Raw genomic sequence first — 24,350 nt, 5'->3', positions numbered from 1 at the left:
CGGCTCGAAGGATCGGCCGCAGGGATTCCGCTTCCCAGATGCGATAGCCTTGCGGAACAGCGGGAGAGCCCTTGCGCGCGCAGTGTTCTCATGACGTCTCAGCTGCGCTGAGCCCGCGCCATCTTCGATCCTGCATTGCGGCAAATGCCAAGAGAATGTCGCCTCGAAGGCCAACTTCCGACACAGGTCCGGGGCGAATAACGGTCATCCGACATGACGCATGTGCTTCGGTGGTGACGATTCCGACTCCGCCGGCGCATCTGTTTTATCCAAGGAATCTTCGTGTCGCATAAGTTCGCCCCGGCGCTCCTCGCTGCTCTCTTCCTCGCGATCTCATCTCTCTGCGGCGCCCGCGCCGAGACGCCGGCTGCGAGCAGTACGGCCGCGCTGTCGCCTGAGGAAGCCAAGCGCGCGCTGGAGACACTGCAGGACGACAAGAAGCGTGCGCACATGATCGACACGCTGCGCGCGATCGCGAATGCATCTGGTCAGCAGCCGGCACCGGCCGCGCCTGAGCAGAAATCGCCGATCCCGCTCTCGGCCGATGGCCTCGGTGCACAGCTCCTGCTCACCGTGTCGGAGGAGATCGGTTCGATATCGAGCGAGATCGCCAGCATGGCGCGGACGCTCACGCATTTTCCGGCGTTCTATTACTGGATCATGCGGACCGCGAACGATCCCGCCGCCTACAATCTTTTGATCGAGACCGCCTGGAAGCTGGCGCTGGTGCTCGGCTGCGCCCTTTCGGCCGAATGGGTGATGTTCCGCCTAATCCGGCGTCCGGTTGCGTTCCTGGAAGGACGCGTGCCGCAGACCGCGCGCCTGCCAGCACAGGCGCTGCCGATTGCCGATCCGCCGTCATCGGTGGCCGATGTCACCCCCGCGCCCGAACTGCACAGGCGCCGCCACAGTCTGGCGCGGGTCTGGCAGATCCTGCTGCGGGTGCCCTTCGTGCTGGGACGCCTCGTGCTCGAACTGCTGCCGGTGGTCGTCTTCGTGGGCATCGCCACCGCGCTGCTCGGGACCGAGATCGGCGAGCCCACGACAGTACGTCTCGTGATCCTCGCGGTCGTCAACGCCTATGCGTTCTCCCGCGGCCTCATCTGCGTGATCCGGGCGCTGGCGGGACCGTTCGGCCTGTTCCCGGTTCGGGCCGAGACCGCAGCCTACGTCGAGATCTGGGCGCGCCGCATCGTCGGCGTCGGCATATCCGGCATCGCCTTTGCCAATGTGGCCCTGCTGCTCGGCCTGCATCGTGCCGGCTATGCCGCGCTGCTGCGCATGGTGATGCTGGTCGTGCACCTCTTCATCGTCGTCATCATCCTGCAATGCCGCCGCCAGGTCGCCGAAGCGATCCGTGCGCCGGCCGACCGGCAGGGGATCGCGGCCCGTCTGCGCAATCGCATCGCCGGCGGCTGGCACTATCTTGCCATCGGGCTCGATCTTGCGCTGTGGGCCGTGTGGGCGCTCAACATCCGCAACGGCTATTCGCTGCTCTTGCAGTATTTCGTCGGGACGGTCGTGGTGGCGCTGATGACTCGCGTCGCCATCATGCTGACGCTGAGCCTGATCGACCGCGGCTTCCGGATCAGGCCGGAGATCCTTCAGCGCTTTCCCGGCCTCGAGATCCGTGCCAACCGCTATCTACCGCTGCTGCGCAAGATCGTATCTGGCGTGATCGCCTTCATCGGCTTCGTGGCGGTGCTCGAAGTCTGGGGCGTGGACGCGATCGTCTGGTTCTACGGCGGCCAGATCGGCAGCCGGCTGATCTCGGCCGTGATGACGATCGGCGTCGCAGTGTTCATCGCGGCCGCGATCTGGGAAGCCAGCAACGCGCTGCTGGACCGGCAGATCAATACGCTGTCCCGGGACGGACATTATGCCCGCGCCGCGCGTCTACGTACCTTCCAGCCGATGCTGCGGACGGCGCTGCTCTGCCTGATCGCCGCCGTCGTCGGCCTCACCACGCTGAGCGAAATCGGCGTCAACGTCGCCCCGCTGCTCGCGGGCGCCGGCATCGTCGGCATTGCCATCGGCTTCGGTTCGCAGAAGCTGGTGCAGGACCTCATCACGGGCCTGTTCCTGCTCCTGGAGAACACGGTGCAGGTCGGCGACAATGTCAGCGTGTCCGGGCTGTCAGGCGTGGTGGAGAATGTCTCGATCCGCACCATCCGCCTGCGCGCCGGCGATGGCGCCGTGCACATCGTGCCGTTCAGCGCGGTCACGACCATCACCAATGCCAGCCGTGGCGCCGGCAACGCTTCCGTCAGCGTCAACGTCGCCTACAAGGAAGATACCGACCGCGCCGGTCAGATTCTCAAGGACATCGTTGACGAGATGCGGCGCGAGCCGGAGTTCCGTGCGCTGATCCGTGGCGATCTCGAGCTCTGGGGCATCGACAAGGTCGATGGCGCAATGGTGTCGATCGTCGGCCAGATCCGCTGCACCGAGGCCGGCCGCTGGCCCGTCCAGCGTGAATTCAACCGCCGCATGAAGCTGCGCTTCCAGCAGAGCGGCATCGAGGTCGCCTCGGCGACCCAGACCATCTTGATGCAGATCGCGCCGCCGGCCGACAGCGCCGCCAATCTGACGCCCAGACGGGCGGCCGGATAGCGGCTCTATCATCTTCCGGCTTGCCTCCGCTCGCCCGGCAGCGTTCACTCCGGCATCAGCCCGCTGACGACAAGCGGGCGACAAAAGGGTGGGACGCCGCGGCGCTCGCGGCCGTCCAGAGGGCCGAGACCGAGAAACGGTGGCCGATCGTAAGGTCCGCCGACATCAAGGTTGAGTAGTGCTGCCGCCTCATAACACTTCCTCATCGTGACAGATCGTGAGGTATTCTCGTCATTCCGGGGCGCGACGAAGTCGCGAGCCCGGAATCCATTGGGCCGCAGAGACGGCCGCGGAATGGATTCCGGGTTCGCGCCGACGCGCGCCCGGGAATGACGAGGGGAGAGAGCAGGCTCTCAATTCGCATCATGAGGAGCAAGAGCTTGCGGCGTTAACCTTTGCGTCGCGCGCGACCTGCGATCTCGCGCGACGATCTCGCTGCGGTGCGAGATCACAATAGATGCCTCAGTCCCAACGTCCTTGATCTCGGGGGAGCGCTGGCCGACAATGTCCGCGGTTCAATAAGAAACTCCTTGGGGGAATTCGTGAATAGACCTGCCCGGGTCGCTGCCCAACCGACATCGTCCGATCAATCACACGGCATGACGCTGCTGCGCGATCCCCTGCTCAACAAGGGCACCGCCTTCACCGAATCCGAGCGCGACGCGCTGGGCCTGCGCGGCCTGCTGCCGCCTTGCGTGCTGACAATGGAGACGCAAGCTCAGCGCGTGCTGACCAATCTGCGCACGCTGCCGACCGATCTGGAGAAATACGTCGCTCTGAACGCGCTGCATGACCGCAATGAGGCGCTGTTCTTCCGCGTCGTCGTCGACAACATCGACGAGATCCAGCCGATCATCTATACCCCGACCGTCGGGCTCGCCTGCCAGAAATACGGCCTGATCTTCCAGCGGCCGCGCGGCATGTTCATCTCCTCGCGCGATCGCGGCCAGATCGCCGAGATCCTGAAGAACTGGCCCTATCCGGCCAGGCTGATCGTCGTCACTGACGGCGAGCGCATCCTGGGCCTCGGCGATCTCGGCGCCAACGGCATGGGGATTCCGGTCGGCAAGCTCTCGCTCTATTCGGCCTGCGCCGGTGTGCATCCCGAGCTGTGCCTGCCGATCGTGCTCGACGTCGGCACCAACAACGAAGAGCTCTTGAACGATCCCTATTATCTCGGCCTGCGCGAGCGGCGGCTGACGGGCGAGGCCTATGACAGCTTCGTCGACGAATTCATGCAGGCCGCGCGCAAGACATTCCCGGGCGTGCTGATCCAGTTCGAGGATTTCGCCAACCATTCGGCGTTCAAGCTGCTGCACAAATACCGGGATGAGGCCTGCGTCTTCAACGACGACATCCAGGGCACCGCGGCGGTGGCGCTCGCTGGTCTGTTCTCGGCTCTCCGCGTCTCCGCCGGCAAGCTCAGGGATCAGCGCATCCTGTTCCTCGGCGCTGGCGAGGCGGCGACCGGCATCGCCGATCTCGTGGTTTCCGCCATGATGGCGGAAGGGCTGGCGGAGGCCGAAGCGCTCCGGCGCAACTGGCTGGTGGATTCCCGCGGCCTCGTCGTCAGCGGCCGCGATGGCCTGTCCGGCCACAAGCTGCGCTATGCCCATGCCGGCCAGGCGCCGATCGCCGATTTCCTGACTGCGATCAAGACGCTGAAGCCGACGGCGATCATCGGTGTCGCCGCTGTCGGCGGTGCCTTCACCCCCGAGGTGCTAAAGGCGATGGCCGAACTCAACGAGCAGCCGATCGTGTTTGCGCTCTCCAATCCGACCTCGAAGGCCGAGTGCGCGGCGGAGGATGCCTACCGCTACACCGGGGGCCGCGCGCTGTTCGCCTGCGGCAGCCCGTACGATCCGGTGACGCTCAACGGCCGCACCTTCGTGCCGCGCCAGGGCAACAATTCCTACATCTTCCCCGGCGTCGGCCTCGGTGTCGTCGCCAGCCGCTCGCGCCTCGTCACCGACGAAATGTTCATGGCGGCCGCCCACACGCTCGCCGATTGCGTCGGCAAGGACGACCTCGCGCAAGGCAGCCTTTATCCGGCGCTGCCACGCATCCGCGAGGTCTCGGTCCGCATCGCCGCCGCCGTCGCAGACGTCGCCTTTCAGCGCGGCCTCGCTGACGGACCTGCGCCCAACGACGTGAAGGCCCTGGTGCAGTCGCAGATGTACGAGCCGCGTTACTAAGGTCGGCGGCATATCCGCGCGCGGACCCAAAACACTGGGTGCCTGCCACATTTAGCGTAGCGCCGGAGGTTTACGCACCGGCGTGCCGCTAACCCGCGCCTGTTCAGGACAAGGCCAGTGTGGTGGAATCGTCACAGCTGGCGCGAAACGGAGGCGGCCTCAGGCCTGCTTTTGTTCCGACAAGGTTCTGCCCTCATTGCCCACCGAAAATCGGGGCCGTTCGGAGGGCGTACCATGTCTCGCATTGCACGTGCCGAAGCTGCCCGGATTTCCTTCGCAACCTCGTGCCGGCTGCTGCTCGCGATCGGCGGCGCCGCCTCGCTCGCCGCCTGCGCGCAATCGCCGGTCAGCCGCCAGAAGGCCGATCTCGCCGGCACCAGCCGGCAGGCCGCGGTGGAGCGCCCGCACAGGGTGGCGGCGCTGCATCCAAGGCCGATCATGAGGTCGCGCGGCTCCGACGGTGACGCAAAGCAGACCGCCTCGCATGGCGTTGCCAGCTTCTATTCGGATACGGAGACCGCGAGCGGCGAGAAGTTCGACAAGAACGAATTGACCGCGGCGCATCCGAGCCTGCCGTTCGGCACCAAGCTGCGGGTGACCGATACCTCCTCCGGCCGCTTCGTGACCGTCAGGGTCAACGATCGCGGGCCCTATGTTCGCGGACGCGTGGTCGATATCTCCCCTTCCGCGGCCGAGGCGCTCGGCATGGTCGACAAAGGCATCACCAATGTCCGCCTCGACGTCGTGCAATGAGCCTCAAGCCGCTCGCAGTGCTTAACCGGCTGTTAGTTGCTCTGTCGCACCATACCTGTCCAGCAATCCGGGGCTTTGGGGGAGGCGGCGCTTGAACACGATCCAGTATCTCGAAGATCAGGCCGCGCGCGCTGAGCGGCTGGCCAAACGGATCACGGATGCGCTGACGATCGAAAAACTCCTGACCTTCGCGGGCGAGCGCCGCCGCGAGATCGAGGTGATCGGCGGCAAGCACCGGCGCGTTTAGCATCCGCCGTTCCATGCTCTGATTGCATCCGCCCTCGCCGCGAGGCGCGGAACTTCTGCTTTTTCCCGACGTCATCTCGGTGATGCAAGAGGAGGAGGAGATCATGGGTTTTGGACGAGGTGCTTTGCTTTGGTTGCTTGGCGTACCGCTGCCGATCGTTCTGCTGCTGGCATTGTTCTGGCACCACTAAGCGTGTCACGCCGATAAGCGTGTCACACGAAAAGCGCCGCGCAAGCGGCGCTTTTTTTGCCCGCGCAATCGGAGAAGCGGGCTCAGGAATGGCTTTCGACGAAGTCGCTGAGATAATCCGGCAGCTCTACACCGTCGATGTCGCAGCGCGCGCGGATCTCGCCGGCGACATCGGTCGAAATGTCCTTCATCCAATGCTCGAGCGTGTTGAATGAAATCACCTTGATCGGGTCGTTGAAGCATCCGGCGACAAGCTCGCCGATGGTGGCTTCGAGATCGCTGCGCTCGATGCGGATTTCAGTCGCCTCGTCGCGGCGATCGATCACCACGAACAGGGTCTGGTCTGCGCCGTAGGGCACGACGGGGGATGACACGCCGGCGTCAAGCATCTTGAGGCGCTCATGTCTTTGCTTCCGATCCCTGACAACGGGAAAAACCGGAAGAAGGTTCCTGCTCGCGTGCTTGTGAAGGCCTCAGAGAAATTCCCTTAAGCGCGAGAGCTCGATGACGTGCTCGGGCGAAAGGATTTCAGTGACGAGCGGTGGTTGCGCCACGGTGCGAATCTCATAGAGGTGCCGAGTCGTCGCCGGCTTCTGCATGAAGGCCGAGATGCACTCGTCGAGCGTGCCTTCACTCACCTGGTAGGATTCTCTGTCCAGCCTTCGCTGGTTTGCAAGCGACGGCCATTTATGCAGCACCGCAAGCGCGCCGAAATCGACCTTTGAATCCCCGACCACGTCCCCCATCGTCCTGCCTCACGCAAAAGACGACCCCAGCACACGGGGTCGCGTGCCGGGGCCTACACACTTGTCGCTGCATCTCAATGCCACGAACAACCAACGCGGCAACCGGGAAAAGGTTCCCGGCGGCCTGTCCCTATTCAGCTCGCGGCGGCCGCGATTTTGTGCCCCGGGCTGTCCTGGCCCCGGCTGCTCTCGTCGCCGCGGCTGACCTCCGGCGGAAGTCCCGCGAAGCGCCGCAGGGCTCCGGCCATTTGCAGCCGGCCGGGCACGCCGGTGATCACCACATCGACCATCGCGAACGACGAGTGGAAATGGCCGCGCGCCCGAAGCTGCTCGACCGGGACGCCCGCGGCGGCCATCGCCTCGGCATAGGCGACGCCCTCGTCGCGCAACGGGTCGAACTCGCAGGTGACGACGAAGGCCGGCGGTAATCCCTCGAGCTTGCCGCGGAGCGGCGAGACGCGCGGGTCGGTGCGGTCGGCCGGCGAGCAATAGAGGTCCCAGAACCAGTACATCAGCGAGCGCGTCAGGAAGTAGCCGGTCGCATTGTCGTTGTAAGAGGGCCGATCGAAGGTGCAGTCGGTGACCGGGCAGACCAGGAGCTGGCCGGCGATCTCGGGTCCGCCACGGTCGCGTGCGAGCTGGCAGGTGACGGCGGCGATGTTGCCGCCGGCGCTCCAGCCTGCAACCAGCACCGGCCCCGGCATGCCGCCGAACTCGGCGGCATGCTCGGCGATCCAGCGCGTCGCCGCATAGCCGTCCTCGGCCGCGGTGGGGAAGCGGTGCTCCGGCGCATGGCGATAGCCGACGCTGACGAAGATCATGCCGGTCCGCCGCACCATGTCGCGGCAGAACGGCTCGTCCGACTGCTCGTCGCCGAGCACCCAGCCGCCGCCGTGGAAGTAGACCACGACCGGATGCGGGCCCGGGGTTGCCGGCTTGTAGACACGGTAAGCCAGCGCGCCGTCGGTAACTGGGAGGGTGCCGTCGACGATGTCGCCGATCGGCCGCCCCGCAGGCCGGCCCTCGTTGAACTCGTTGACGAAGGCGCGGGCGCCGAGCGCGCCCATCGACTCGATCGGCGGCAGGTTCAGCGACGTCAGCAGGTTCAGCACCAGCCGCACGTCCGGCTGCAGGCGCACCACCTCGCCGTCATTGCACTGCGTCGCGACGTTGGGGCCGGTGAGCCTGAAGCCGAGCATGCCGCGGCTGACCACCTCGTCGCAGATACTGCGATAGGGGCCGACGCCGCCGGTATAGGGCATCAGGCCCTGGACCTTGCCGGGTACGTTGGCGCCCGTGTACCAGGTGTTGGCGAGGCGATGCAGCGTCAGCATCGAACAATCGGCCATGTGCCGGCCCCAGGCGGCCTGCGCCGTTTCGGTCGGCTCGATCGTGGTGAAGCCGGCATCGCGCAGCTCCGCAAGGCGATCGACGACCCAGTCGACATGCTGCTCGATCGACACCGCCATGTTCGACAGCACCGACGGGCTGCCGGGGCCGGTGATCATGAAGAAGTTCGGGAAGCCCTCGACCGTGAGGCCGAGATAGGTCTGCGGTCCCTGCGCCCAGACGTCCGAGAGCGATCGGCCGCCCCGTCCCGTGATCGGATGCACGGCACGGATCGCGCCGGTCATGGCGTCGAAACCGGTCGCGAACACGATGACGTCGAGGTCGACGCTGCGCTTGGCAGTCGTGATGCCGGTTGCGGTGATCGCCTTGATCGGCTCCTGGCGCAGATTGATCAGCGTGACGTTCGGCCGGTTGAAGGTCGCGTAGTAATTGGTATCGAGGCAGGGACGCTTGGCGCCGAACGGATGATCGTGCGGCATCAGGGCCGCCGCGGTCTCGGGGTCCTTGACCGCGGCGCTGATCTTTTCACGGATCAGGTCCTGGACGATCTTGTTGCCGTCGACATCGACGGCCTGGTCGGCCCAGAGCTGGGTCAGGATATAGACGAGGTCGCCCTTGCCCCATGCCTCTTCAAAGCGCGCGCGACGCTCGGCGTCGCTGAGCTGCCAGCTCACCGCGGTCTGCTGAGGATAAGGCACACCGGCCATCGATTGGCGTGCCTGCTCGCGATAGGCCGCGCGGTCGCTTTGCAGCAGGCTCATGCGGTCCGAGAGCGCCGGGCCGTTATGCGCGGGCAGCGCGAAATTTGGCGTGCGCTGGAACACGGTCAGATGCGCGGCCTGTTCGGCGATCAGCGGGATCGATTGGATGGCGGACGAGCCCGTGCCGATCACGGCAACGCGCTTGCCGGCGAGATCGACCCCGTCATGCGGCCACCGTCCGGTGAAATAGACTTCGCCCTCAAAATCCTTGACGCCGTCGATCTCGGGCGGCTTTGGCGCCGAAAGGCAGCCGGTGGCCATGATGTAGTGGCGGCAGGAGACCGGCGCGCCGTTATCGGTGGTGAGCTGCCAGCGCCCTGTCGCTTCATCCCATGTGGCTGCGCTGACCTTGGTGTTGAAGCGGATGTCGCGCCTAAGGTCATAGCGGTCGGCGACGAAGCCGAGATAGCGCAGGATCTCGGGCTGGGTCGCGTATTTCTCGGACCAGGTCCAGGCCGTCTCGAGCTCCGGATCGAAGGTGTAGCTGTAATCGATGGTTTGGATGTCGCAGCGGGCGCCCGGGTAGCGGTTCCAGTACCAGGTGCCGCCGACGTCGCCGGCCTCATCAAGGGCGATCGCCTTGAAGCCGGCCTTGCGCAGGCGATGAAGGAGATAGAGGCCGGCAAACCCGGCGCCGACCACGGCGACATCGACCTGTTGGGCTGCTCCACTCGCCGCCCTGGATTCACGTGCGGCGACCCTTGCGTCAGGCATGGCATTCCTCCCGTGTATTTTGTTTTGCCGGCAGGCTATCGCTGCAGGTTCGGCTTGTCATCAGGACAAGTGCAATCTTCGGTAGTCGTTTGCGGCGTCATCGTGGCCGCGCGAGGCTTGTGGCGATACACGCATCGCGATGCACAATCGCCGGGATTGTCCGGGCTAATCAGACTACATCCTTCTGTGTATGCTTGCGCTTACTAGCCACGCATACTGACCGGGCGTCATGATAGAGTTGAGTGATCGAACCAAAGCGAACATGGACGTCGTCCTGGAGGAGACGTGCCGCCAACTGCCGCATGGCGGCGATCACGACAGCCGCAGGTTCATCGCCGAGCGCCTGATCGAGGCGGCGCAGTCGGGACATTCCACGCTTGGCGAGCTCGGCATCGTCGCCCGCCGCGCGCTGGCGGAGCTCCTGGCCAAGGGGAGTTAGACGCGGCGAGAGACTTGCCTCGCTGACGGTCAGGGACATAACCTGCCGGGAACCCTTTCTCGCATCGAGATATCTAGAAGATGCGGTCCTTGCTCGCGCTTGTTGCGGCTTCCGCAGTTCTGGGCTGCGCCGGCCTGGCCTTGGCCCAGCCGGTCGGACAGTTTCCGTTCGCGCTGACGCGCGAAGGACAGATGCTTGGCGCCGTGGAAGGTGAGGTGGCCTCCTTCAAGGGGCTTGCTTACGCGGCGCCGCCGGTCGGTCCGCTGCGCTGGCGCCCACCGCAGCCGACGGCCGAGAGCTCGGAGATGCGCACCGCTTACGACTACGGCGCGCCTTGTCTTCAACCGTCGCTGCCTGGCGCGAGCGAGGATTGCCTCACGCTGAACGTGTTTCGTCCCTTCGGAGTCGATGGTCCGTTACCGGTGATGATGTTCATCCATGGCGGCGCCTTCGTCACGGGGACCGCGAACGATCCGCTGTTCGACGGCGCCAGGCTGGTGCAGGCCGGCCTCATCGTCGTCACCGTGAATTATCGCCTCGGTGTGCTCGGCTGGCTTGCGCATCCCGCGCTGTCGGAAAGCGGCTCCGGCAATTACGGTCTGATGGACCAGATCGCGGCGCTGCATTGGGTGCACGACAATATCGCGGCGTTCGGCGGCGATCCAAACAACGTCACCCTGTTCGGTAATGGCGCAGGCGCGACGTCGATCGCGCTGCTGATGCTGTGCCGGCAGACGCGCGGGTTATTCCACAAAGCCATTCTGCAATCGCTACCCGGTCGTGCGCGCCTTCGCTTGGCGCAAGAGGCGGAGGCTGTCGGTCGTCAGCTCGTCGCGGCGCTAGGAGAGCGGACGGACTTGCGCGACGTTGCGCCGAGCCGCCTGCTTGGCGCCGGAAAACAGCTGCTGGACAAATCACCGCGCAGCTTTGCGCCGATGCTGGATGGAAGCCTGGTGACTGAGGACGTCGCCGCGGGCTTTGCAGCGGGACATCAAAGCCGCATTCCCCTGATCATCGGCTCGAACGACGATGAGACCGGTTTCGACAGCGAACTCAGTGTTGAGGAGGAGCTGGCGTCGGCAGGCGTCACAAGCGATGACCTGCGCAGTCTTTATCCGGATCTTGCGAGGTCATCGGGCGCGGCAAGATTCTTCACCGACAAGGACTTCTCCGAGCCGGTGAGGCTGCTTGCGCGCCTGCATGCCGCAAGCGGCGCGCCGACCTTCCGCTATCGTTTTAGCTATGTGCCTGAAGCGCAGCGCGCAAATCCTGATCATGGGCACGGACGCGAGTTGCAGTTCATCTTCGGTGTCGAAGGCGTGCCCGGTGCAGGAATCTTCTCGCGAGCAGACCGCGAGGTCGCGAGCCGCATCCGCGGCTATTGGATCAATTTTGCGAAAGACGGCGATCCCAATGGCCTCGGTTTGCCCCATTGGGACGCGGCCGCCGACCGTGATCGCCTGCTGCTGATCGCGGACGATCGCATCGCGAGCGGAGACGACCCCTTCGCGGAGCGTCTCGATCGGCTCGCAGGTGAGGGCAGGAAATGAGTGGGATTTATGCCGCGAGCTCGACGCGCGGCGCCGGGCTCAGTCGGTCTTCCTCCAGATAGTCCATCGCGCCATCCTTCTCGACGGCATAGAACTGCTGGCCGTCCCGTGACTTGTAGGCGGCGCGAACGACGCCGCGGCGGCCCTTGTCACTGTTGACGACGTCCCCCAGCGCAAACTTCCTCATCTCACGTCTCACTTGTCTTCAGGCCGACTGCTTCGGCCACGGCGGGATTTTGGAAGGCAAATCGTTAACGGCTTGCTAACCATCCCGGTTTGCCTATGCTCGCCGCGAACTGCGCGGGCAGCTCGCACGCGCCTGTTGCTAGCGAGACGACCTGATGACGCGATTTCCGACCCTGTTCCTGTCGCATGGTGGTGGCCCCTGGCCGTTCATGGAGGACAGACGGGTGCAATATGCGAAGACCGCCGCGGAGTTCGGCCGATTACCGCAAGTGTTGCCGAAAAGGCCGAAGGCCGTGCTCGTCATCACTGGCCATTGGGAGGCCGACGCCTTCACCGTGTCGACCTCGGCGCATCCGCCGATGGTGTACGACTATTACGGTTTCCCCGAGCATACCTATCACCTCAAATATCCGGCGCCGGGCCAGCCCGAGCTCGCAGCCGAAGTGAAGGCGTTGGTGACGCGCGCCGGGCTCGATTGCCGCGAGGATCCCGATCAGGGCTTTGACCACGGCACTTTCGTGCCGCTCGGCCTGATGTATCCGAACGCCGACATGCCGATCGTATTGCTGTCGCTGAAGTCGAGCTACGATCCGGCCGAGCATATCAGGGTCGGGCAGGCGATCTCCTCGCTGCGCGACGACGGTGTCCTGATCGTCGGCAGCGGACTGACCTATCACAACATGCGCGGCTTCAATCAACCGGAGTCCAAGCCGGTCTCGTACGCCTTCGAGGCCTATCTGAACGAGGCCATCAGCAATCCGGACGCGACACGGCGCAACGCCATGCTCGTCGACTGGGAGAACGCGCCCAGCGCGCGCCTCGCGCATCCGCGCGAGGACCATCTGTTGCCGCTGATGGTCGCGGCGGGCGCCGCCGGCAGCGACATTGGCCGCCGCGTCTTCGTCGACGAGGTCGCGGGCGTAGCGATGGCGTCGTATGTGTTTGGTGGGTGATCTTCCTTCTCCGACAAGGGAGAGGGGGCATCCTCACCCGTATTTCAGCTTCATGAACAGGATGCCGCCGGCGAGCACCACGGTAATCGCGTTGGCGGCGACTAGCGGGGCATCGCCGGAGAGCAGGCCGTAGACGAGCCAGAGCACAAGGCCCAGCACCATGACCAGGAACATGCCGAGCGAGATGTCGCGCGCCGAGCGCGTCTTCCAGACCTTGATGAACTGCGGCGCATAGGCGACGGTGGTGCAGGTGGCGGCGGCAAAGCCGAGCAGCTTGATCGCGAAGGGGTCCATGCCGGCTCTATAGCATGGATTCGGCAATGCTCACGCGCGGGCCGCCATGAGGTCGCGGTAGAGCGCGGCATAGTCGCCGGCGCGGTTGCGCCAGGAGACGTCGGTCGCAAGGCCGCTCAATTGCAGCCGGCGCCAGGTCAGCTTGTCGTGGAAGACGGTGTTGGCCTTGCGCAGCGTGCCGGCGAGGGCGTCCGCCGTGACGGGGCCGAACTTGAAACCGGTGGCATCATGGCCGGATGCGTCGGCCTCGCCGATGTCGACGATGGTATCCTCGAGGCCGCCGACGCGCGACACAATCGGGACGGCGCCATAGCGCAGCGCGCAGAGTTGGGTCAAGCCGCACGGCTCGAAGCGCGACGGCACGATCAGCGCGTCCGAGCCGGCCTGGATCAGATGCGCCAGGATCTCGTCGTAGCCGATCACGACTCCGATCCGGCCGGGATTGGCGCGAGCGGCGGCCTGGTAGCGGTCCTGCAGATCGCGATCGCCGCTGCCGAGCAGCGCGAGCTGCATGCCTTCACCCAATATGATTGGAATGGCCTCGAGCAGGAGATCGAGCCCCTTCTGCCAGGACAGCCGGCTGATGACGCCGAGCAACGGCGCCTCGTCGGAGGAATCGAGATTGAACTGCTGCTGAAGCGCCGCCTTGTTTGCAGCCCGGAACGTGAGGTCTTCCGCGCCGAAGCGGTAGGCAATGTGCGGATCGGTTTGCGGATTCCACACCGAGATGTCGATGCCGTTGAGAATGCCGCTGAGCACGCTCGCGCGTGCGCGAAGCAGGCCGCCGAACCCCATGCCGCCTTCGTCGCTCTGGATCTCCCGCGCGTAGGTCGGCGACACCGTGGTGATGCGATCGGCAAATTGCAGGCCCGCCTTCAAAAAGCTGATGCCGCCGAAATATTCGATTTCGTTGACGTTCAAGGAGTGCCAGGGCAGGCCGATCGCGCCAATCAGCTCGGGAGCAAACTTGCCCTGATAGGCCATGTTGTGAATGGTCATCACGGTGCCGGGCCGCGGCCGGTTGTCATAATGCAGATAGGCCGGCGCGAGCCCCGCCTGCCAGTCATGGGCGTGCATGATGTCGGGCACGAAAGCCGGAACCAGGCCGTGGCCGATATCGGCGGCGACGCGCGAGAGCGCGGCGAAGCGCACGCCGTTGTCCGGCCAGTCGACGCCTTCGCTGGTGACGTAAGGATTTCCCGGCCGCGCATAGAGATGCGGCACGTCGAGCACGAACAGATCGAGGCCGTCGTGCGAGGCTGCGAGCAGGCGTCCAGGCCCGCCGAAATAATCCGGCCAGCGCCGGATTTCCTCCGCTCCGGCGAGCAGCCGCGTCACGTCGGGATAGCCGGGCATCAGGGTGCGCATCTCGACGCCATGCGCCTTCAGCGCAACCGGCAGCGCGCCAGCGACGTCCGCGAGGCCGCCGGTCTTGACGATGGGATAGACTTCAGAAGCGACCGCGAGGACGCGAACAGGCGTCATTTATTGAGCCCATCGATCATCGGCTGGGTGATCAGCGAGATGCCCTGCTCGGTGGTGCGGAAGCGCTTGGCGTCGAACTCGGGATCTTCACCGACGACGAGGCCCTCGGGGATTTCGACGCCACGGTCGATCACGACGTTCTTCAAGCGAGCGCCGCGCCCAACATTCACGTAGGGCATGATCACGGCATTCTCGACATTGGCGTAGGAGTTGATCCGGACACCGGTGAACAGCAGCGAGCGGCGCAGCGAGGCGCCGGAGATGATGCAGCCGCCCGAGACGAGCGAGCTCACGGCCTGGCCGCGCCGGCTCTCCTCGTCGTGGACGAACTTGGCCGGCGGTGTGATCTCGGCATAGGACCAGATCGGCCAGGCGCGGTCGAACAGGTCGAGTTCCGGTACGACATCGGTGAGATCGATATTGGCGGACCAATAGGCGTCGACGGTACCGACGTCACGCCAATAGGCGCCGTTGTGGCTGCTGGAGCGCACGCAGGAGGTCGAGAACTGGTGCGCGAATGCGCGGCCGTTCTTGACGAGGTATGGAATGATGTCCTTGCCGAAATCGTGGTTCGAGTCCGGGTCCTCGGCGTCGCGCCTGAGCTGGTCGAACAGGAATTTCGCATTGAACACGTAGATGCCCATGCTGGCGAGCGAGACGTCCGGCTTGCCTGGCATCGGCGGCGGGTCTTTCGGCTTCTCCAGGAAGGACTGGATCCAGCCCTTCTCGTCGATATGCATGATGCCGAAGCCCGATGATTCCGCGCGCGGCATCTCGAGGCAGCCCACCGTGACGTCGGCGCCGCTCTCGACGTGCTCGCGCAGCATCACCTCGTAGTCCATCTTGTAGATGTGGTCGCCGGCCAGCACGACGATGAAGCGGCAGGCGTGAGATTCGATGATGTCGATGTTCTGGTAGACCGCGTCCGCCGTTCCGACATACCACATGTTCTCGGAAACGCGCTGGCTCGCCGGGAGAATGTCAAAACTCTCATTGCGCTCGGGGCGGAAGAAGTTCCAGCCCATCTGAAGGTGCCGGATCAGGCTGTGCGCCTTGTATTGGGTGGCGACCGCAATACGGCGGATGCCGGAGTTCACCGCGTTCGACAGCGCGAAGTCGATGATGCGGGACTTGCCGCCAAAATAGACCGCCGGCTTGGCGCGCCGGTCGGTCAGCTCCAAAAGCCGGCTGCCGCGTCCACCAGCGAGGACGAACGCCAGCGCCTGGCGGGCAAGCGGTTCACTACCGACGGCACTCATGTCATCCTCCCGCGCTCTGGCGCTTGCCGAGGCCTTTTGTCGCGAGAAGCCCCGCGGTCCCGCGCCCATTGGAACCGATAGTAACGGCACGAATAGTAAATCGGGAAGTAGGTTGTTAGTTGCGAGCGCGGCAAGCTTAATGCTTTGGCTTGATGCCGTTCTTGGCCACCGAACTCCGGCGTCGCGCCGGTGTCACATGGCGACCGAGCAGGCGCGCTGGCCCGCCAGCGGCCGTCTCGCAGCGAGACGTGAAGGGCACTTGTGCGCCGCACGCAAATTCGAGGCTTTGACTAGGCGCAAGGATGTTCGATCATGGCGATGCGATCCATTTCCAAGCGAAACGTCAGATAGGGAGTAAGACGATGAGGATCTGGAAAACGGCAATTGCCTGTTCGCTGGCCGGCGTGGTCATGGCCGGCCAAATCGAGCAGGCCGCGGCGGGTCCGATGCCGACCAACGTCGCGAGCATGAAGGCTGCCGTCGGCGATGATGTCACGCAGGTACATTGGCGCGGCGGTGGCTGGGGATGGGGTCTCGGCGGCCTCGCGGCCGGTGCGATCATCGGCGGCGCCATCGCCGCCAGCACCGCGCCTTACGGCTATGGCTACTATGGCGGCCCGTATTACGGCGGTTATGGCTATCCGGGGTACGGCTATGGTTATGCCCCGGCTTATTACGGCTATGGGCCGGCCTACGCTTATCCGCGATACTATCGGCCGTATCGTCCGTACTACGGCTATCGTTACGGCTACTACCGGCCATATCGGGTCTTTCACCGGCCTTACTATCGCGGATATTGGTAAGGTTTTGCGCGGCTAGAGCGCGAGCCACACGATCATGCTCATACAGGCGAATTGCATGAGCACGATCGCGGCGAGATGCAGCGGGCCGGCCTCGAGGCGAAGCCTGCGCATCCCGCCGGGTGCGTTTAGTTCGATCCTGCGGCCGCAGCCGTGAAGCTGCGGTCGACGGCTTTGCCGACGTCGAGCTTTTTCGGCAGGATGCCATAGCGCGTCGAGCGGTCGGAGGCATCCTGCACCTCCTTCACGACGTTCTCGTCGATCACGATCGGGCTGGTGCGCTGCGCGGTGTAGGCCGAGAGCAGCACGTCTTCCGGCAGCTTGGTCAGCTCGGCCGTGTTCCTGGCATACTCGGAAAGGTGATCAAGCGACCATAGCCGCGCCTTGTTCAGCCGCTGCACAAGATCCTGCACCGCCGCGCGCTTGGTGGCGATGGCGTTGTCGGAAGCGACGATGAAGGTGATGGTTGGGGTCAGGCCTTCGCCGTCGGCGATCACGCGGGCTTTGTCCTTCAGCGTCGCGAAGGAGACGTAGGGCTCCCACACCGCCCATGCATCGATCGAGCCGGCGAGCAGCGCGATCTTGGCGTCGACCGGTCCGAGCGGCGCGAAGGTCGCATCCTCCAGCTTGATCTGCGCCTTCTCCAGCGTCGCGTCGATCAGGAACTGACCCCAACCGCCGCGCGTGCCGGCGAGCCGTTTGCCCCTGAGGTCGGCGGCCGACTTGATTGGAGAATCCTGGCGCACCAGGATGGCCTGCGTCTTGGCGTCTGACCTCGTCCCGCCGATCGCTTTGATCGGCGCGCCGGCCGCATAGACCGACAGGAACGAGAGATCGCCGGTATAGCCGACGTCGAGCGCACCGGCGTTGAGCGCTTCCAGGATCGGCGCGGCCGCGGGGAATTCCGACCACTCGATTCTATAGGGCAGGTCTTTCGTGTAACCGGAGATTTCGAGCAGCGACCGGTTGCCGCCTTTCTGGTCGCCGACGCGCAGCACGACGGTGTCGGCCGCGAACGATGCGGCGGCCGTCGACAAGGTGAGGGCGGCGGCAAGCAGCGATGCCGCGAGACGGCGGGTGATGGGGTGATGATGGGAGTTGATGCGCATGTGGCCTGTCTTGTTGCTTTGCTCACGACGCGTGAGCGAGCGATGCAGCGAGGTCATGAAGTCTAGGGCCGCGCGGAGCGCAGTCAATGAAATGGCTATCCGTATTGCAAAGGCGACAGGCAAGGACGTTTTAGCAAAGTGATGCTTTCGAGAAAGTGCGGTGTGCGCGGCCGAAATTGCGTAGGAAAGAAGCAGGGAGCGGGAAGCCCGGCGCTCTGCCAAAGGATGCAGCGGCGAAAATCCTTTCATCGTTCGCGAGGGTGGCGATGGAGAGAATGACTTCGCTTCGTCGAACATTCGAAATTCCATTTCATTGACGATGCGGCGACTGCGCCGCATGATTTGCGCATCGCATCAACGCGGCGCGTGAAGCGCCCGCGAAAAGATTTTCTCTCAAACGCAGCTCCGCACGGAACATGCGCAACGCGAGCCGTTGCGCATGTAGCGGAGCCGTGCCAGCGCAGGAGTGGGACCGATGAGCAATGACGACAAGCGCGGTGGATCGAGTCTCGACCGGCGCCATCTGCTCCAGGCGGGGCTTGCGGCAGCCTTTGCTGCGCCGTTCGGCGCTCTTGGTGCGGCACACGCCTTTGCGCCGCGCGGGTTCGCGCCCGGCGTCGACTTCTCGGAATTTCCATTGTGCCAGACAGCATCGAATGCACCTGCGCTTACTGGCGCTCCGCGCAAGCTGAAACTGTCGTGGAATGCCGGCGCCGTCTGCCTCGCGCCCGTGCCGGTCGCCATCGAGCACGGTTTCTTCCAGAAGCACAATCTCGACGTCGAGCTCGTCAACTATTCCGGCTCGACCGACCAGTTGCTCGAGGCGATCGCGACCGGAAAGAGCGACGCCGGCCTCGGCATGGCGCTGCGCTGGCTGAAGCCGCTGGAGCAGGGGTTTGACGTCAAGATCGCCGCCGGCACCCATGGCGGCTGCATGCGGGTGCTGTCGCGCCGCGATTCCGGCGTCGCGAAGCTCGCCGATCTCAAGGGCAAGATCGTCGCGGTCGGCGACCTCGCCGGCCCCGACAAGAATTTCTTCTCGATCCAGCTCGCCAAGCTCGGCATCGATCCGATCAAGGACGTCGATTGGCGCGCCTATCCCGGCAATTTGCTCAATGTCGCTGTGGAGAAGGGCGAGGTGCAGGCCTTCCTGTCCTCCGATCCGCTCGCCTATCTCTGGCTCAAGGATACTCAGTACAAGGAAGTCGCTTCCAATCTCGACGGCGAGTATCGCGAAAAGAGCTGCTGCATCCTCGGCCTGCGCGGCAGCCTGGTGCGCGAGGAGCCGCAGATCGCCCGGGCCATCACGCAAGCGCTGCTCGATGCCGCGATGTTCACCGCGCAGAATGCGACGATTGCCGCACAATCATTCCAGCCCTACGCACCGAAGGCGGCCACCCTCGCCGACATCGAGGGCATGGTGCGCTACCACACCCACCATCATCATCCGGTCGGCGACGTGCTCAAGCGCGAGCTCAAGGCCTATGCCGATGATCTGAAGAGCGTGCAGGTCTTCAAGCCGAGCACCGACACGGCCAAATTCGCGGAGCGCATCTATGTCGACGTATTCGCTGTCTGACGGCCTCGCCTCCGGCGCGCCGCGCCTCTCTCGCGCGCCACTGCTTGCGAATTGGCTCCGGGAGACCGGCGTCGGCGTGCTCGCAAGCATCGCCTGGATCGGCTTTGGCCTGTCCTGTCTGTGGTGGCAGGATGTCGGCGACTGGTCACGCACGCATTCGGTCGGCATTGCAGCCTTCATCGTCGCTGCGGTTGCCTTGTTCGGAACGCTGGGTGCCGATTATCTCGGCTCCGCAGGCCGCGGCTTGCGCAAACGCGCGCCCTGGCTGGTGGCGCTCGGCGCGTTCCTGACCTTGTGGGAGGTCGCAACGGCAAAATTTGCTTGGCTGCCGCTGCCGTTCTTTCCGCCGCCGCAATCGATCGTCGAGGTCTATACCGATGATCTGCCAAAGCTGCTCGACAGTGTCTTTGCCTCCGTAAAACTGCAGCTCGGCGGTTATCTGGTCGGCGCCACGATCGGTTTCCTGACCGGCGTCTCGATCGGCTGGTCGCACGCAGTTGGTTATTGGGTGCATCCGGTGCTGCGCTTCATCGGTCCGTTGCCGGCGACCGCGTGGCTGCCGATTGCCTTCTTCACGTTCCCGTCGAGCTGGAGCGCCTCGACCTTCCTGATCGCGCTGGCGACCGGCTTTCCGGTCACCGTCTTGACCTGGTCCGGCGTCGCCAGCGTCAGCAACGCCTATTACGACGTCGCGCGGACCTTGGGGGCCAAGCCGTCCTTCCTGGTGCTGAAGGTCGCGATTCCGGCGGCACTCCCGCACGTGTTCGTCGGGCTGTTCATGGGGCTCGGCGCGTCCTTCGCGGTGCTCGTCGTCGCCGAGATGATCGGTGTCAAGGCCGGGCTAGGCTGGTACCTGCAATGGGCGCAGGGCTGGGCCGCCTATGCCAACATGTATGCGGCACTGATCGTGATGTCGCTGCTCTGCTCCGGCGCGATTACGCTGCTGTTCTCGATCCGCGACCGCCTGCTAGTTTGGCAGAAGGGGACCGTAAAATGGTAGCTCTGGCTCAAGCGATCGCGCGTCCGGCTGCCGGCGCTGCGCTCGACATCGAGCAGGTCAGCCACGCCTTCGACATCGACGGCGCCGAGCTGCCCGTTCTCAGCGACGTCAGCATCTCTGTCGAGCCCGGCGAGTTTGTCGCGCTGCTCGGTCCCTCCGGTTGCGGCAAGTCGACCTTGCTGCGGCTTGTCGCCGGCCTCGATAAGCCGAGGTCCGGAACGCTGCGCGAGGACGAGAGCCGCATCAACAGTCCACATCCCTCGCGCGTGGTCGTGTTCCAGGATCCGACCCTGTTTCCCTGGCGGTCGGTCTGGGACAACGTCGCCCTGGGCCTCGAGGCCCAGGGCATTTTGAAGAGCCAGCGTCACCGCGTCGACGATGCTCTCGATCTCGTCGGGCTGTCGTCTTTCCGCAGCGCTTATCCGCACCAGCTCTCCGGCGGCATGGCGCAGCGCGTCGCGCTGGCGCGGGCGCTGGTCAACGATCCCAAGATCCTGGTTCTCGACGAGCCATTGGGAAAACTCGACTCGCTGACCCGCATCACCATGCAGGCCGAGCTTGTCTCGCTGTGGCAGCGCAAGGGCTTTACCACGCTGCTGGTGACGCACGATGCCGAGGAAGCCTTGGTGCTCGCCAACCGCGTCATCGTCTTCAGTGACCGCCCGGCACGGGTCAAGGCCGACATCCGTGTCGACCGGCCCTATCCGCGCCACCGCGGCGATCCCTATCTGGCCGATCTGCGCCGCCAGATTCTCGGTCTGCTGGGGTTGGACGCGACATGGTGACTCCCGTAGCCAAAGGGCGCATAGTCCCCACCGAGCCCGATTACATCGCGCGTGCTGAAGACCTGGCAGCAGGCTTTGCCGCACGCGCCGCCGAGCATGACCGCAATGGCAGCTTCCCTTTCGAGAATTTTCGCGAGCTCTCCGCAGCGGGCCTGTTGTCGCTCACGGTTCCTGCGGCTCATGGTGGGGCCGGCGCCGGCGCACGATACGCCGCGCGCGTGATCGGCATCATCGGCAAGGCCGATCCGTCGACGGCGCTGGTGCTGTCAATGCATTACATCAATCATCTCGTCATGTCGCGGAGCCCGACCTGGCCGGCGCGGCTGTCACGCAAGCTTGCGCGCGAAAGCGTCGAGGGCCTGGCGCTGATCAACGCGCTGCGCGTCGAGCCGGAGCTCGGCTCGCCCGCGCGCGGCGGTCTGCCGGCGACGATCGCGCGGCGCACCGGAACCGGCTGGCGCCTCTCCGGCCACAAGATCTATTCGACGGGATCGCCGATCCTGAAGTGGTACCTGGTCTGGGCCCGGACCGACGAGGCGGAGCCGCGGGTCGGGCAGTTCCTGGTGCCGGCGGGCCTGCCGGGCACGTGCATCGTCGAGACCTGGGACCACCACGGCCTTCGTGCCAGCGGCAGCCATGACGTCATCTTCGACGATGTCGTGATCCCGCTCGATGCCGAGGTCGATCTCCGCAAGCCGGCGGATTGGCGCACGCCCGACGTGACGCAGGCGACCATCCATACGGTGTTCGTTGCCGCGATCTATGACGGCGTCGCCCGCGCCGCGCGCGACTGGCTGATCACGTTCCTGAAGCAGCGCGTTCCCGCCGGCCTCGGCGCGCCGCTCGCGAGCTTGCCGCGGGCGCAGGAGATTGTCGGCGCCATCGAGGCGCGGCTCGCGGTCAATGCACGGCTGATCGAGTCTTTTGCGCGCGATTTCGATGACGGCGTCCAGCTCTCTGCGAGCGAGTCCAACGTCATCAAGCTCACCGTCACCAACAATGCCGTCGCGGCGGTCGAGGACGCGCTGTCGATCTCCGGCAATCACGGCCTCAGTCGCACCAATCCGCTGGAGCGTCACTATCGCGACGTGCTGTGCGGGCGCGTGCACACACCGCAGGACGATTCCACGCGCACCGGTCTCGGCCGCGCCGCATTGGGCCTCTAGCTTTCGGGAAAAATCAGGGAGACGGTCATGTCGATCGAGTTCATCGGCTTCATCAGCAACAACCATTCGTCCGAGACCATCGTCCGCGAAGGGCCGGTGCTCAATCCGACCCACATCGAGACGGTGGCGAAAGCGCATGAGAATGCCGGCTTCGATCGTGCGCTGCTGGCGTTTCATTCGACCTCGCCCGATGCGCTCCAGGTCGCGCAGCACGTCCTCGGGGTCACCGATCGCCTGAACGTGTTGATCGCGCAGCGGCCCGGCTTCACCGCCCCGACGCTGCTGGCGCGGCAGTTCGCGGCGCTCGACCAATTCTCGCGCGGCCGCGTCGCGATCCATGTCATCACCGGGGGCAATGCCACCGAGCTGCGGCAGGACGGCAACACGCTCGACGACAAGGACGAGCGTTACGCTCGTACTTCCGAATTCCTCGACGTCCTCAAGCTGGAATGGACCAGCGACAAGCCGTTCACCTACAGGGGCAAGTACTACCAGGTCGAGAACGCCTTTTCGCAAGTGAAGCCGTATCGCCCGGAAGGCATCCGCGTCTATTTCGGCGGTGCTTCCGATGCGGCGATCGACGTTGCCGGCAAGCACGCCGACACATTCGCGCTGTGGGGTGAATCCTATGCGCAGGTACGCGACGTCACTTCCCGCGTCCACAACGCGGCGGTCCGGCACGGGCGGCCGACGCCGCGTTTCAGCCTGTCAGTGCGGCCCATCATTGCGTCGACCGAGCAACAGGCCTGGGAGAAGGCGGAAGACATTCTGGCGCGCGCGACCGCGCTTCAGGACAAGACCGGCTACCGCAAGCCCGCCGACGGCCACGCCACGGCCGGCGCGCGGCGCCTGCTCGCACTCGCCGACCAGGGCAGCCGCATCGACAAGCGGCTCTGGACCGAGATCGCGAAGCTCACCGGCGCCAACAGCAACACCACCGCGCTGGTCGGTACGCCCGAGCAGGTCGCGGAAGTCTTTGGCGACTATTACGACCTCGGTATCAGCCATTTCCTGATTCGCGGCTTCGATCCGCTGATCGACGCCATTGAATATGGCCGCGAGCTGATCCCGCTGACGCGTGAACTGATTACGAAGCGTCAGGCTGTTCGCGGCGAGGCCGCGGAATGATCCGGCTCGTGTTAGCCGGTGCGCTGCTGTTGCAAGATCTTGTGTTTCGGACACGGCGGCGTACGAGGCACGAGATCTCACGCATTGCTCATGCGTCCGTGAGATGAGAATGCGCCCTTCTACGCGAAAGCCGCTCTCGAAACGTTCCTTCTGCATTTCGCGTCCCCGACAACATCCCCATTGCTATTTGCGCCCGCTCCCTTGCGCCACGCCGGTTCCCGCCAAGATGCTTTAGACGACCACATCGGGAGACCGGCCATGGGCCTACAAGAAACAAAAATCGAATCGCTTCCCTTCGTCACAGCCGAACTCAACTATCTCGCGCCGGTCTTAGGCAAGCCGCGTACCTACGCCTTCGATCCGCCGCCGGGCGAGCCGAAGAGCACGGCGCTTGCCGAGCCGCATCAGGTCCCGATCTTTGATGCGCGGCTGATTGCGCAGAATTTCTCGCTTGATCGCGAAGGCTTCGCGCTGGTGCGTCATCCGACCCGCGTGAAGGATTTCTACAACGAGGAGGAGGTCAGGGCGGTCTATTATCCCGCCGTGGAGGCATTCCTGCGCGCGACGCTGAAGGCCGATCGTGTCTTCATCTTCGACCACACCGTGCGCAAGCGCATCGAGGGCGCCGCCGACATTCGTGGCGGTGGCCCGCGCCAGCCAGCGACACGCGTGCATGTCGACCAGACCGCCGTCTCCGGCGCCAACCGCGTGCGCGAGCATCTGCCTGACGAAGCCGAAGAGTTGCTGAAGGGTCGCGTGCAGGTGATCAATCTGTGGCGGCCGATCCGCGGCCCCTTGCGCGATTCACCGCTGGCAATGGCCGACGGCACGACGGTTGCGCCCGACGATCTCGTCGCTTCCGATTTAATCTATCCCAACCGTCGCGGCGAGACCTATTCGGTAAGGTACAATCCGAACCACCGCTGGTTCTATTTCCCCGAGATGACCTCAGAGCCTGACCGAAAAAGGGTGAGCGGTTTTGGCCGGCTTGTGATTCCTTCGGATTTGCAAAGATTCGAGGGAGGACACCATGCCGTGGACCAAAACCG

General features: G+C 64.8%; 22 protein-coding genes. 14 read left to right on the top strand and 8 right to left on the bottom strand.

Features of this window, described 5'->3' with window-relative positions; all coding sequences use genetic code 11:
- The first annotated feature begins 282 nt into the window (after positions 1 to 282).
- The 4 genes from IVA96_RS26700 (at position 283) to IVA96_RS26685 (ending at position 5,808) form a co-directional block, all read left to right on the top strand.
- On the top strand, positions 283 to 2,613 hold the full coding sequence (locus tag IVA96_RS26700) for a mechanosensitive ion channel domain-containing protein (RefSeq protein ID WP_247278559.1): 2,331 nt from the start codon (positions 283 to 285) through the stop codon (positions 2,611 to 2,613).
- 542 nt (positions 2,614 to 3,155) lie between these two features.
- Positions 3,156 to 4,808: an NAD-dependent malic enzyme gene (locus IVA96_RS26695; RefSeq protein WP_346015503.1), complete on the top strand. Its 1,653-nt coding sequence runs from the start codon at positions 3,156 to 3,158 to the stop codon at positions 4,806 to 4,808.
- A 234-nt stretch (positions 4,809 to 5,042) separates the two neighbouring features.
- Positions 5,043 to 5,561 carry a septal ring lytic transglycosylase RlpA family protein gene (locus IVA96_RS26690; RefSeq protein WP_247278560.1) on the top strand — a complete coding sequence of 173 codons (519 nt, stop codon included), beginning with the start codon at positions 5,043 to 5,045 and terminating at the stop codon, positions 5,559 to 5,561.
- A 91-nt stretch (positions 5,562 to 5,652) separates the two neighbouring features.
- Positions 5,653 to 5,808 carry a hypothetical protein gene (locus IVA96_RS26685; protein WP_247278561.1) on the top strand — a complete coding sequence of 52 codons (156 nt, stop codon included), beginning with the start codon at positions 5,653 to 5,655 and terminating at the stop codon, positions 5,806 to 5,808.
- A gap of 272 nt (positions 5,809 to 6,080) precedes the next feature.
- Here the strand turns inward: IVA96_RS26685 and IVA96_RS26680 are convergent, their stop codons facing one another.
- From IVA96_RS26680 to IVA96_RS26670, 3 genes are all read right to left on the bottom strand, one after another.
- The gene (locus IVA96_RS26680) at positions 6,081 to 6,386 is read right to left on the bottom strand and encodes a hypothetical protein (RefSeq protein ID WP_247278562.1); all 306 of its coding nucleotides are present in this window, start codon (positions 6,384 to 6,386) and stop codon (positions 6,081 to 6,083) included.
- An 84-nt stretch (positions 6,387 to 6,470) separates the two neighbouring features.
- Positions 6,471 to 6,743, bottom strand: coding sequence for a hypothetical protein (locus tag IVA96_RS26675; protein ID WP_247278563.1), 273 nt, complete (start codon positions 6,741 to 6,743; stop codon positions 6,471 to 6,473).
- Positions 6,744 to 6,877: 134 nt separating this feature from the next.
- Positions 6,878 to 9,568, bottom strand: coding sequence for an alpha/beta hydrolase fold domain-containing protein (locus tag IVA96_RS26670; protein WP_247278564.1), 2,691 nt, complete (start codon positions 9,566 to 9,568; stop codon positions 6,878 to 6,880).
- Between the two features lie 262 nt (positions 9,569 to 9,830).
- On the opposite strand from IVA96_RS26670, the gene IVA96_RS26665 reads away from it, so the two are divergent.
- Together IVA96_RS26665 and IVA96_RS26660 are read left to right on the top strand one after the other, a co-directional pair.
- The gene (locus IVA96_RS26665; protein ID WP_247278565.1) at positions 9,831 to 10,007 is read left to right on the top strand and encodes a hypothetical protein; all 177 of its coding nucleotides are present in this window, start codon (positions 9,831 to 9,833) and stop codon (positions 10,005 to 10,007) included.
- An 80-nt stretch (positions 10,008 to 10,087) separates the two neighbouring features.
- On the top strand, positions 10,088 to 11,557 hold the full coding sequence (locus IVA96_RS26660; RefSeq protein WP_247278566.1) for a carboxylesterase family protein: 1,470 nt from the start codon (positions 10,088 to 10,090) through the stop codon (positions 11,555 to 11,557).
- A 7-nt stretch (positions 11,558 to 11,564) separates the two neighbouring features.
- On the opposite strand, the gene IVA96_RS26655 is transcribed toward IVA96_RS26660, so the two are convergent.
- Positions 11,565 to 11,744, bottom strand: a complete 180-nt coding sequence (locus IVA96_RS26655; RefSeq protein WP_247278567.1) for a hypothetical protein — start codon at positions 11,742 to 11,744, stop codon at positions 11,565 to 11,567.
- Positions 11,745 to 11,898: 154 nt separating this feature from the next.
- Between IVA96_RS26655 and IVA96_RS26650 the strand changes: the two genes are divergently transcribed.
- Complete coding sequence (locus tag IVA96_RS26650; protein WP_247278568.1) at positions 11,899 to 12,696, top strand: class III extradiol ring-cleavage dioxygenase; 798 nt, start codon at positions 11,899 to 11,901, stop codon at positions 12,694 to 12,696.
- Between the two features lie 33 nt (positions 12,697 to 12,729).
- On the opposite strand, the gene IVA96_RS26645 is transcribed toward IVA96_RS26650, so the two are convergent.
- Genes IVA96_RS26645 through glgC form a run of 3 tightly spaced genes read right to left on the bottom strand, consistent with a single transcriptional unit; the run spans position 12,730 to position 15,734 of the window.
- The gene (locus tag IVA96_RS26645) at positions 12,730 to 12,990 is read right to left on the bottom strand and encodes a SemiSWEET transporter (protein ID WP_247278569.1); all 261 of its coding nucleotides are present in this window, start codon (positions 12,988 to 12,990) and stop codon (positions 12,730 to 12,732) included.
- A gap of 30 nt (positions 12,991 to 13,020) precedes the next feature.
- On the bottom strand, positions 13,021 to 14,475 hold the full coding sequence (glgA, locus tag IVA96_RS26640; protein WP_247278570.1) for a glycogen synthase GlgA: 1,455 nt from the start codon (positions 14,473 to 14,475) through the stop codon (positions 13,021 to 13,023).
- Positions 14,472 to 15,734 carry a glucose-1-phosphate adenylyltransferase gene (glgC, locus tag IVA96_RS26635; protein WP_247278571.1) on the bottom strand — a complete coding sequence of 421 codons (1,263 nt, stop codon included), beginning with the start codon at positions 15,732 to 15,734 and terminating at the stop codon, positions 14,472 to 14,474. The genes glgA and glgC overlap by 4 nt, the downstream gene beginning before the upstream one ends.
- A 362-nt stretch (positions 15,735 to 16,096) precedes the next feature.
- On the opposite strand from glgC, the gene IVA96_RS26630 reads away from it, so the two are divergent.
- The gene (locus IVA96_RS26630; protein ID WP_247278572.1) at positions 16,097 to 16,537 is read left to right on the top strand and encodes a hypothetical protein; all 441 of its coding nucleotides are present in this window, start codon (positions 16,097 to 16,099) and stop codon (positions 16,535 to 16,537) included.
- 125 nt (positions 16,538 to 16,662) lie between these two features.
- On the opposite strand, the gene IVA96_RS26625 is transcribed toward IVA96_RS26630, so the two are convergent.
- Positions 16,663 to 17,643: an ABC transporter substrate-binding protein gene (locus tag IVA96_RS26625; protein WP_247278573.1), complete on the bottom strand. Its 981-nt coding sequence runs from the start codon at positions 17,641 to 17,643 to the stop codon at positions 16,663 to 16,665.
- 475 nt (positions 17,644 to 18,118) lie between these two features.
- On the opposite strand from IVA96_RS26625, the gene IVA96_RS26620 reads away from it, so the two are divergent.
- From IVA96_RS26620 to IVA96_RS26595, 6 genes are all read left to right on the top strand, one after another.
- Positions 18,119 to 19,222 carry an ABC transporter substrate-binding protein gene (locus IVA96_RS26620; protein WP_247278574.1) on the top strand — a complete coding sequence of 368 codons (1,104 nt, stop codon included), beginning with the start codon at positions 18,119 to 18,121 and terminating at the stop codon, positions 19,220 to 19,222.
- Positions 19,200 to 20,222 carry an ABC transporter permease subunit gene (locus tag IVA96_RS26615; protein WP_247278575.1) on the top strand — a complete coding sequence of 341 codons (1,023 nt, stop codon included), beginning with the start codon at positions 19,200 to 19,202 and terminating at the stop codon, positions 20,220 to 20,222. Before IVA96_RS26620 ends, IVA96_RS26615 begins: the two co-directional genes overlap by 23 nt.
- A complete protein-coding gene (locus IVA96_RS26610) occupies positions 20,216 to 21,007 on the top strand; it encodes an ABC transporter ATP-binding protein (RefSeq protein WP_247278576.1) in 792 nt (263 codons plus the stop codon). The genes IVA96_RS26615 and IVA96_RS26610 overlap by 7 nt, the downstream gene beginning before the upstream one ends.
- Positions 21,001 to 22,173, top strand: coding sequence for an acyl-CoA dehydrogenase family protein (locus tag IVA96_RS26605; RefSeq protein ID WP_247278577.1), 1,173 nt, complete (start codon positions 21,001 to 21,003; stop codon positions 22,171 to 22,173). Before IVA96_RS26610 ends, IVA96_RS26605 begins: the two co-directional genes overlap by 7 nt.
- A 27-nt stretch (positions 22,174 to 22,200) precedes the next feature.
- A complete protein-coding gene (locus IVA96_RS26600; protein WP_247420249.1) occupies positions 22,201 to 23,301 on the top strand; it encodes an LLM class flavin-dependent oxidoreductase in 1,101 nt (366 codons plus the stop codon).
- 258 nt (positions 23,302 to 23,559) lie between these two features.
- On the top strand, positions 23,560 to 24,350 hold a 791-nt coding region (locus IVA96_RS26595; RefSeq protein ID WP_247420247.1), incomplete at its 3' end, for a CmcJ/NvfI family oxidoreductase.

Source organism: Bradyrhizobium sp. 159 (assembly GCF_023073795.1).
Classification (GTDB): domain Bacteria; phylum Pseudomonadota; class Alphaproteobacteria; order Rhizobiales; family Xanthobacteraceae; genus Bradyrhizobium.
This window is presented reverse-complemented; position numbering and strand designations above follow the sequence as displayed.

What these genes read in the sequence shown, in the direction of transcription:
- glgC (WP_247278571.1), bottom strand. Translation starts at nt 15,734, where the DNA reads ATGAGTGCCGTCGGTAGTGAACCGCTTGCCCGCCAGGCGCTGGCGTTC.
- IVA96_RS26690 (WP_247278560.1), top strand. Translation starts at nt 5,043, where the DNA reads ATGTCTCGCATTGCACGTGCCGAAGCTGCCCGGATTTCCTTCGCAACC.
- IVA96_RS26660 (WP_247278566.1), top strand. Translation starts at nt 10,088, where the DNA reads ATGCGGTCCTTGCTCGCGCTTGTTGCGGCTTCCGCAGTTCTGGGCTGC.
- IVA96_RS26645 (WP_247278569.1), bottom strand. Translation starts at nt 12,990, where the DNA reads ATGGACCCCTTCGCGATCAAGCTGCTCGGCTTTGCCGCCGCCACCTGC.
- IVA96_RS26600 (WP_247420249.1), top strand. Translation starts at nt 22,201, where the DNA reads ATGTCGATCGAGTTCATCGGCTTCATCAGCAACAACCATTCGTCCGAG.
- IVA96_RS26625 (WP_247278573.1), bottom strand. Translation starts at nt 17,643, where the DNA reads ATGCGCATCAACTCCCATCATCACCCCATCACCCGCCGTCTCGCGGCA.
- IVA96_RS26650 (WP_247278568.1), top strand. Translation starts at nt 11,899, where the DNA reads ATGACGCGATTTCCGACCCTGTTCCTGTCGCATGGTGGTGGCCCCTGG.
- IVA96_RS26655 (WP_247278567.1), bottom strand. Translation starts at nt 11,744, where the DNA reads ATGAGGAAGTTTGCGCTGGGGGACGTCGTCAACAGTGACAAGGGCCGC.
- IVA96_RS26630 (WP_247278572.1), top strand. Translation starts at nt 16,097, where the DNA reads ATGAGGATCTGGAAAACGGCAATTGCCTGTTCGCTGGCCGGCGTGGTC.
- glgA (WP_247278570.1), bottom strand. Translation starts at nt 14,475, where the DNA reads ATGACGCCTGTTCGCGTCCTCGCGGTCGCTTCTGAAGTCTATCCCATC.
- IVA96_RS26620 (WP_247278574.1), top strand. Translation starts at nt 18,119, where the DNA reads ATGAGCAATGACGACAAGCGCGGTGGATCGAGTCTCGACCGGCGCCAT.
- IVA96_RS26680 (WP_247278562.1), bottom strand. Translation starts at nt 6,386, where the DNA reads ATGCTTGACGCCGGCGTGTCATCCCCCGTCGTGCCCTACGGCGCAGAC.
- IVA96_RS26605 (WP_247278577.1), top strand. Translation starts at nt 21,001, where the DNA reads ATGGTGACTCCCGTAGCCAAAGGGCGCATAGTCCCCACCGAGCCCGAT.
- IVA96_RS26610 (WP_247278576.1), top strand. Translation starts at nt 20,216, where the DNA reads ATGGTAGCTCTGGCTCAAGCGATCGCGCGTCCGGCTGCCGGCGCTGCG.
- IVA96_RS26675 (WP_247278563.1), bottom strand. Translation starts at nt 6,743, where the DNA reads ATGGGGGACGTGGTCGGGGATTCAAAGGTCGATTTCGGCGCGCTTGCG.
- IVA96_RS26665 (WP_247278565.1), top strand. Translation starts at nt 9,831, where the DNA reads ATGGACGTCGTCCTGGAGGAGACGTGCCGCCAACTGCCGCATGGCGGC.
- IVA96_RS26615 (WP_247278575.1), top strand. Translation starts at nt 19,200, where the DNA reads ATGTCGACGTATTCGCTGTCTGACGGCCTCGCCTCCGGCGCGCCGCGC.
- IVA96_RS26670 (WP_247278564.1), bottom strand. Translation starts at nt 9,568, where the DNA reads ATGCCTGACGCAAGGGTCGCCGCACGTGAATCCAGGGCGGCGAGTGGA.